The sequence below is a fragment of the Streptomyces sp. NPDC059828 genome (genome assembly GCF_042731955.1).
Classification (GTDB): Bacteria; Actinomycetota; Actinomycetes; order Streptomycetales; family Streptomycetaceae; genus Streptomyces.
Window position 1 is genome coordinate 147517 of sequence record NZ_JBHWIW010000010.1, and the last position, 7735, is coordinate 155251.

At 70.3% G+C, this 7735-nt stretch carries 5 protein-coding genes; 2 read left to right on the plus strand and 3 right to left on the minus strand.

The features are described 5' to 3' along the window. Positions 1-25: 25 nt before the first annotated feature. From ACFV6V_RS09300 to ACFV6V_RS09310, 3 genes are all read right to left on the minus strand, one after another. Positions 26-1624: a cation acetate symporter gene (locus tag ACFV6V_RS09300; protein ID WP_385561418.1), complete on the minus strand. Its 1599-nt coding sequence runs from the start codon at positions 1622-1624 to the stop codon at positions 26-28. Next, positions 1621-2055, minus strand: coding sequence for a DUF485 domain-containing protein (locus ACFV6V_RS09305; RefSeq protein WP_385561420.1), 435 nt, complete (start codon positions 2053-2055; stop codon positions 1621-1623). The genes ACFV6V_RS09300 and ACFV6V_RS09305 overlap by 4 nt, the downstream gene beginning before the upstream one ends. A gap of 244 nt (positions 2056-2299) precedes the next feature. Further along, entirely contained in the window at positions 2300-3931 is a 1632-nt protein-coding gene (locus ACFV6V_RS09310; RefSeq protein WP_385561423.1) for an MFS transporter, read from the minus strand. 408 nt (positions 3932-4339) lie between these two features. Between ACFV6V_RS09310 and ACFV6V_RS09315 the strand changes: the two genes are divergently transcribed. Both ACFV6V_RS09315 and ACFV6V_RS09320 read left to right on the plus strand, forming a co-directional pair. Beyond that, on the plus strand, positions 4340-5128 hold the full coding sequence (locus ACFV6V_RS09315; RefSeq protein WP_361281422.1) for an ABC transporter ATP-binding protein: 789 nt from the start codon (positions 4340-4342) through the stop codon (positions 5126-5128). Next, positions 5125-7707, plus strand: a complete 2583-nt coding sequence (locus ACFV6V_RS09320) for an ABC transporter permease (protein WP_385561426.1) — start codon at positions 5125-5127, stop codon at positions 7705-7707. Before ACFV6V_RS09315 ends, ACFV6V_RS09320 begins: the two co-directional genes overlap by 4 nt. The last annotated feature ends 28 nt before the right edge of the window (positions 7708-7735 follow it).

Genomic DNA, 7735 nt, shown 5'->3' on the forward strand with positions numbered 1-7735 from the left:
CCCTGGGCCAGTCGTCAGTCCGGGGTCACTGCGGCGCCGCCGCACCCGCCAGGATGGTGGGCTCCACCGCCTCGTAGCGCTGTTGCTGGGCCACGGCGTCCTCAGGGGAGAGCACGGTGCCGAGCCAGCCCGCGAGGAAGCCGAGCGGCACCGAGACCAGACCCGTCGTGGTGTACGGGAACCAGTTGAAGTCCTCGCCCGGGAACACCGACTGGGGCGAGCCGGAGACCAGGTTGCTGCCGGTCATCAGGATGATCGCGGCGAGTGCGCCCACGATCAGGGTGTACAGCAGCCCGGTGCGGGTGTACCGGCGCCAGAACAGGCTGTAGACGAGGGCGGGGGCCACGGCGGACGCGCCGACGCAGAAGGAGAGCGTGACCAGTGCCTGGAGGTTCCAGTGCTGGACGAACGCGGCGACGGCGATGGCGCCGAGGCCGACGACCGCTGCCGCCGACCGGGCGACGCCCATCTCGGCGGCGTGGCTCAGCCGCTTGCGGCGCAGCCCGTGGGCGATGAGGTCGTGGGCGAGGCTGTTGGCGCAGGCCAGGGTGATTCCGGCGACCGATGCGAGCAGGGTGAGGAAGATCGCGGTGGCCACGGCGGTGAACAGCAGTGATTCACCGGTGCCGGGATCCTTGCCGAGGAGTGCCTGGCTGACGAGCAGGAACGAGGTCTTGCCCTGGGGGTCGGCGATGACCAGGCCCTTGTGCCCCACGATCGCGGCGGCGCCGAAGCCGATCACGGCGATCAGCAGGCAGGTCACGACCACGGTGGACACGGCCCAGGACATCGAGCGGCGTACGGCGGTCGCGCTGCGCGCGGTGAACATGCGCATGGTGATGTGCGGCAGCACCGCCGCGCCGAGCACGACCGTCAGCTGGGCGCTGATCATGTCGAGCCCGTCGTCGAACTGGAGCCCGGAGGCGAGGTAGGCGTCCCCGGCGCCGCTGCCCTTGGCCGCGGCGTCGAGCAGCGCGGGCAGGCTGAAGTCGAAGCGGTCCAGGACGAGCACGGCGATGGCGGTGGCGGCGCCGAGCAGCACGACGGTCTTCACGATCTGGATGAACGCGGTGCCCTTCATCCCGCCGATCGCCGCGTACGCGATCATCAGGATGCCGAGGCAGATGATGGACCCGGTCTTGAAGCCGTCCGAGTCGAAGCCGAGCACGAACGCGAGCAGGTCTCCGGCCCCCGCGAGCTGGAAGATCACCAGGGGGAGCAGTGCGGTGAGGGTGACGGCGCTCGCGGTGATCCGTACGGCGGGTCCGGGTGCGCGGCGGGTGAGGACGTCGCCCATGGTGAAGCGGCCGGCGTTCCGCAGCGGTTCGGCGAGCAGGAACATCATCAGCACCAGGGAGAGCACGGTGCTGAGGGCGAGGGTGAGCCCGTCGTAGCCGGCGAGGGCGATGACGCCGATGGTGGCGAGCACGGTGGAGGCGGAGATGTAGTCGCCCGCGATGGCGAGGCCGCTCTGCATGGGGCTCAGGGAGCGGTAGCCGGTGTAGAACTCGCCGAGGTCGTCACGGTCGGGCCCGGTCATCACGCACAGCAGCAGGGTGACGGTGACGACGGCGATGAACGCGACGAACGACATGGTCTGGGCATCGGAGCCGTAGGTGGTCATGCGCGCGCACCTCCCGCGAGCTGCGCGGTCTGCTCGGCCTGGTTCCTGATGCTGGCGGCGAGCGGGTCGACGCGCTGCCGGGCGATCCGCTCGTAGGCGGCGATCGCGGCAAGGGTGACGGGGAGCTGGAGGAGCCCGAGCAGCAGTCCGGTGGTGAGTCCGCCGCTGACGTCGCCGCTCATCAGGCCGGGGGCGTAGGCGGAGAGGAACAGGAACAGGACGAAGTAGCCGAGGGCGGTGAAGGTGGCGACCCGGCGCAGCCTGCGGTAGCTGGCGCGAAGTCCGGGCAGCTCCCGGTGGGGGGTGGGTGCCGGATCTTCGGCCGCGTACGCGAAGGAGCCGCCGGGTGGGGCGGCGGGCTGGTTGCCGGGGTAGGCAAAGTCGGCGTAGGCAAAGTCGACGGGATCGTCGAAGTACCGCTCGTACGACATCGGAGGTGCTCCTTGCGGTGCCCTGGTGCGGGCGGGGTGGTGCGGGCGGCGCGGGGGGTGAGCGGGTACGTTACTTGTCGGTACGGGCTGACGTAAGAGGCTTTCAGACTGGTTGGTATGTCAGTTCGGCAACGGTCGGGTCACGTCGTGGGGAGCCGTGGGGGGCGCTGTGCCCAGGGCTCTCACCTGCGAGGGACCGGTGTGCGTGGTGCGTACGCGCTGTGCGGGCCGGGACCGGTACGTGTCAGTCGTCGTGCGGGTCGGTGCGTACCGGGAAGGTGCGCGGAGCCAGCAGCACCAGGACGACCAGGGCGAGCGCGGCGGCGCCCGCGGCCCCCAGGAACACATAGTCCACCGCGGCGTCCACCGCCTGCCGCAGGTGCTCCGACGTGCCGGGGCGGGCGTCGGCCAGAGAGCGGGCGACCGTGTCCAGATCGCCGTCCGGATCGCCCGAGTCGTGGATACGGGACGCCAGCACGGTGTTCGCGAGCGCGCCGAACAGGGCCGCCCCGACGCTCTGCCCGACCTGGCGGCAGAACAGCACGGACGCGGTCGCCGTGCCGCGTTCCGCCCAGGGCACGGTGGACTGCACACTGACGATCAGCGGTAGCTGGAAGATCCCGAGCGCCGCGCCGAGCAGCAGCATCACCAGCGCGGGCTGCCATGCCTGGCCCGGATACGGCAGCAGCAGCGGGAACGCCAGCAAAATCAGCAGGGCCGCGCCGATGCCGATGACGGCGGTGTTCCGGAAGCCGATGCGGGTGTAGAGGCGGTTCGCGTACGCCGCGCTGACCGGCCAGCTCAGGGTCATCACGGACAGCACGAACCCGGCCGCCACGGGGCCGAGTCCCAGCACCGACTGGGCGTAGGTGGGCAGGAACACGGCGGGTGCGACCATCAGCAGACCGAGCGCGCCCAGTGCCAGGTTCACCGCGGCGATGGTCCGCCGCCGCCATACCCAGCCGGGGATCACGGGCTCGGCGGCCCGGCGTTCGATCAGCACGGTGGCGGCGACCCCGGCGGCGCTGCACACGAGCAGTGTGATCGAGGGTGCGGAGAGCCAGGGCCAGGCGACTCCGCCCTGGACGAGCGCGGTCAGCAGCAGGCTTCCGGTGACGAAGACGGCGAGCGCGCCCGGCCAGTCGACCCGGGGAGGGGTCCCCCGCTCCCGTACGGCCCCGCCGGTCCCGGCCCTGCAGCCGGTTCCGGTCCCGGCCCCCTCTGCGGTTTCGGTCCTGCTCGCGTCCCCGGTCCCGGCCCGGGCCGGTTCGTTCAGATGGCGGGCGACCAGCCACAGCGCCACTGCTCCGACCGGCAGGTTGATCAGGAAGATCCAGCGCCAGTCGGCGTATGTGGTGAGCAGTCCGCCGATCGCCGGTCCGGCGACCGCTGAGACCGCCCAGACCGTCGACAGCTTCGCCTGGATCTTGGGGCGCTCGTCCAGCGGGTAGAGGTCGGCGGCGATGGTCTGCACCGTGCCCTGGAGTGCTCCGCCGCCGAGGCCCTGGACGACGCGGAAGGCGATGAGCGAGGTCATGCTCCAGGCGGTGCCGCACAGCAGTGAGCCGACCAGGAACAGGACGATGCCCGTGATCAGGACGGGCTTGCGGCCGAAGGTGTCGGAGAGCTTCCCGTAGACGGGGATGGTGACGGTGGCCGCGAGCAGATAGCCGGAGAACAGCCAGGAGAACACCGAGAACCCGCCCAGTTCGCCGACGATCTGCGGGACGGCGGTGGACACGACGGTGCCGTCGAGTGCGGCGAGTGCCATGCCGAGCATGAGCGCGGCGACCACAGGGCCGCGGCGTGTGGTGCCGGGATGCGCGGAGGGGGTCTTCCTGACGGTCTCCCCCGCGCCGGCGTGTCCCCCGCTCATCGAAGTCCCTTCCCCATGCACGTATCTCCGCGGACCAGCTTCCCACTTGCACCTCACGCGACGGGAGGGGTCAGGCTCTGCGGGTAGCTGCCCGTTCGGGGGACCCAACCCCTAGGGGGAGCTCCTGACTTGCGGCCAGGGTCGGTTCGTCCCGTTGGAGGAGGAGGGAGGCAGGGCCCGTTCCCTACCTTGTTCTTACGGCGCTCTTACGGCCGGATCGGGGGACTCCCGGCGCACCCGAGTGGCCCCTACGGGGGTCTCCGGGGCGTCGGGGGTGGGGAAAACCCCCGGTCGAAGAGGGTGCCGTGCACCAGCGCGCCACCACCACGGCACGCACGAGACTTTCCACCGGAGCCACCGGATGGTGTGGCGTCCGCTGCTTCCTGACACCGAAATAGGAGACACACTGTGACAACGGCTGTGACCGTCCCCACACACGGGGGCACGGGAGGACGGACGGTCGTCGCCGCACGAGCGCGACAGGTCGTCAAGGCCTACGGCTCCGGGGAGACCCGCGTCGTCGCGCTCGATCACGTGGATGTGGACATCATGCGCGGACAGTTCACCGCGATCATGGGTCCGTCGGGTTCCGGCAAGTCCACCCTGATGCACTGTCTGGCCGGCCTGGACACGGTGACATCGGGCGGGATCCACATCGACGACACCGAGATCACCCGGCTCAAGGACAAGAAGCTCACCCAGCTGCGCCGGGACCGGATCGGCTTCATCTTCCAGGCGTTCAATCTGCTGCCGACGCTCAGCGCCATCGAGAACATCACGCTGCCCATGGACATCGCGGGCCGCAAGCCGGACGCCGAGTGGCTGAACCGCGTGGTGGAGACGGTGGGGCTGGCCGGCCGGCTGAAGCACCGGCCCAACCAGCTCTCCGGTGGCCAGCAGCAGCGGGTCGCCGTGGCGCGGGCGCTGGCCGCCCGGCCCGAGATCATCTTCGGGGACGAGCCCACCGGGAACCTGGACTCGCGCGCCGGTGCCGAGGTGCTTGGCTTCCTGCGCAGGTCCGTCGACGAGCTGGGGCAGACCATCGTCATGGTCACCCATGACCCGGTGGCGGCCTCCTACGCCGACCGTGTGCTCTACCTGGCCGACGGCCGCATCGTGGACGAGATGTTCAACCCCACGGCCGACCAGGTGCTCGACCGGATGAAGGACTTCGACGCCCGGGGGCGTACGTCGTGACCGTACTGAAGACCTCGCTGCGCAACTTCTTCGCGCACAAGGGACGCATGGCGCTGTCCGCCATCGCCGTCCTGCTGTCGGTGGCGTTCGTGTCCGGCACGCTCGTGTTCTCCGACACCATGAACACCACCTTCGACAAGCTGTTCGCGGCCACCGCCGCCGATGTCACCGTCACTCCCAGGACCTCGGCCACCGACGACGAGGCCCCGGCGACGGGCAGGCCCGAGGTCCTGCCCGCGGCCCTGCTGCCCCAGGTGGAGAAGGCCGACGGGGTGCGGTCCGCCGAGGGCAGGGTCATCTCCATGAGCGTGACCGTCGTCAACGCGGACAACGAGAACATGGGCTCCACCAACGGCGCCCCGACGATCGCCGGCAACTGGACGCAGGGCGAGCTGCGCTCCATGGAGATCGGCTCGGGCCATGAGCCGCGCGGACCCACCGAGGTGATGGTCGACGCCGACACGGCCGAGAAGCACGGCCTGAAGCTGGGCGACGAACTGCGCACCATCGCCGTCACCGGCGACTTCACCGCACGTATCTCCGGTATCGCCTCGTTCAAGGTGACCAACCCGGGTGCGGCCGTCGTCTACTTCGACACGGCCACGGCTCAGCGCCAACTGCTCGGCAGGACCGGCGCGTACACCCAGATCGAGGTCACCGCGAAGCCCGGCACCGGCCACGAGCAGCTGAAGAGGAACGTGGCCGCGGCGGTCGGCACCGCCCCGTACACGCTGCGGACCCAGCAGGAGGCGGCTGACCAGGGCCGTGAGGATGTCGGCGGCTTCCTCGACGTCATGAAGTACGCGATGCTCGGCTTCGCCGGGATCGCCGTCCTCGTCGGCATCTTCCTCATCGTCAACACCTTCTCGATGCTGGTCGCCCAGCGCACCCGTGAGATCGGGCTGATGCGGGCCATCGGATCGAGCCGCAGGCAGGTCAACCGCTCGGTGCTGATCGAGGCGCTGCTGCTCGGTGTGTTCGGATCGGTCGCGGGTGTCGCGGCCGGGGTCGGTCTCGCCGTCGGGCTGATGAAGCTCATGTCGGCGACGGGCATGAACCTCTCGACGCAGGACCTCACCGTGAAGTGGACGACGCCCGTGGTCGGACTGGTCCTCGGGATCGTGGTCACCGTGCTCGCCGCCTACATCCCGGCGCGCCGGGCGGGCAAGGTGTCCCCGATGGCCGCGCTGCGGGACGCCGGTATGCCGGCGGACGGCCGCGCCGGGCTGGTGCGCGGTGCCGTCGGACTGGTCCTCACGGGCGCCGGTGGGCTGATGCTGTGGACCGCCACACGGGCGGCCGAGGCGAGCGAGGGCTCGCTGTGGCTGGGCCTGGGTGTGGTGTTCAGCCTCGTCGGCTTCATCGTGATCGGCCCCCTGCTGGCGGGCGGAGTGGTCCGGGTCATCAGCGCGCTGGTGCTGCGGGTCTTCGGCCCGGTCGGGCGGATGGCCGAGCGCAACGCCCTGCGCAACCCGCGCCGCACGGGAGCCACCGGTGCCGCGCTGATGATCGGTCTGGCGCTGGTCGCCTGTCTGTCCGTCGTCGGCTCCTCGATGGTGGCGTCGGCGACCGACGAGCTGGACCGGACGGTCGGTGCGGACTTCATCATCCAGTCGGACAACTTCCAGCCGATGGTGCCGCAGGCCGAACAGGCACTGAAGAAGACGCAGGGCGTCGAGTCCTTCACCCGCTACAAGCTGGTCGAGGCCGAACTGACCGCCCCCGGCGGCAAGGGGAAGCCGGAGAAGAAGATGCTGTCCGCCGCGGACCCGACCTACGCCGAGGACCTGCGGCGCGAGACGACCGCGGGCGAGCTGGCGGCGGCCTACGGCAAGGACGCCATGTCGGTCTCCGGGGACTACGCCGAGGAGCACGGCGTCAAGGTCGGCGACACCCTGACGGTGCGCTTCAAGGGCGGTGAGGCGGCGCGGCTGAAGGTCGCGGCGATCACGTCGGAGGACACCAACGTCGACAAGGGCGCGATGTACGTCAACATCACGACCGTGGCCCGCTACCTGCCCGCCGACCGGATGCCGCAGAACCTGATGATGTTCGCCACCGCGCAGGAGGGCAAGGAGAAGGAGGCGTACGCCGCCCTCAAGAAGTCGATCGCCGGGTACCCGACGTACCAGGTGAAGGACCAGACCGACTACAAGCAGGATCTGAAGGACCAGATCGGCCAGCTGCTGAACATCGTCTACGGACTCCTCGCCCTCGCGATCATCGTCGCGGTGCTGGGCGTGGTGAACACCCTGGCGCTTTCGGTGGTCGAGCGGACCCGTGAGATCGGCCTGATGCGGGCGATCGGTCTCTCGCGCCGCCAGCTGCGGCGCATGATCCGCCTGGAGTCGGTGGTCATCGCGCTCTTCGGCGCGCTGCTCGGACTCGGCCTGGGCATGGGCTGGGGCACGGCGGCCCAGAAGCTGCTGGCCCTGGAGGGGCTCGGCGTGCTGGAGATCCCCTGGCCGACGATCGTGACGGTGTTCGTGGGGTCGGCGTTCGTGGGCCTGTTCGCGGCGCTGGTCCCGGCGTTCCGGGCGGGCCGGATGAACGTGCTCGACGCCATCGCCACGGAGTAGCTCGGGAACGGGTGGTGGTCCCCGGCCC

Bases quoted from the DNA above. Each gene is read 5' to 3' on its own strand.
- ACFV6V_RS09300 (WP_385561418.1), bottom strand. From the start codon at position 1,624: ATGACCACCTACGGCTCCGATGCCCAGACCATGTCGTTCGTCGCGTTC.
- ACFV6V_RS09305 (WP_385561420.1), bottom strand. From the start codon at position 2,055: ATGTCGTACGAGCGGTACTTCGACGATCCCGTCGACTTTGCCTACGCC.
- ACFV6V_RS09310 (WP_385561423.1), bottom strand. From the start codon at position 3,931: ATGAGCGGGGGACACGCCGGCGCGGGGGAGACCGTCAGGAAGACCCCC.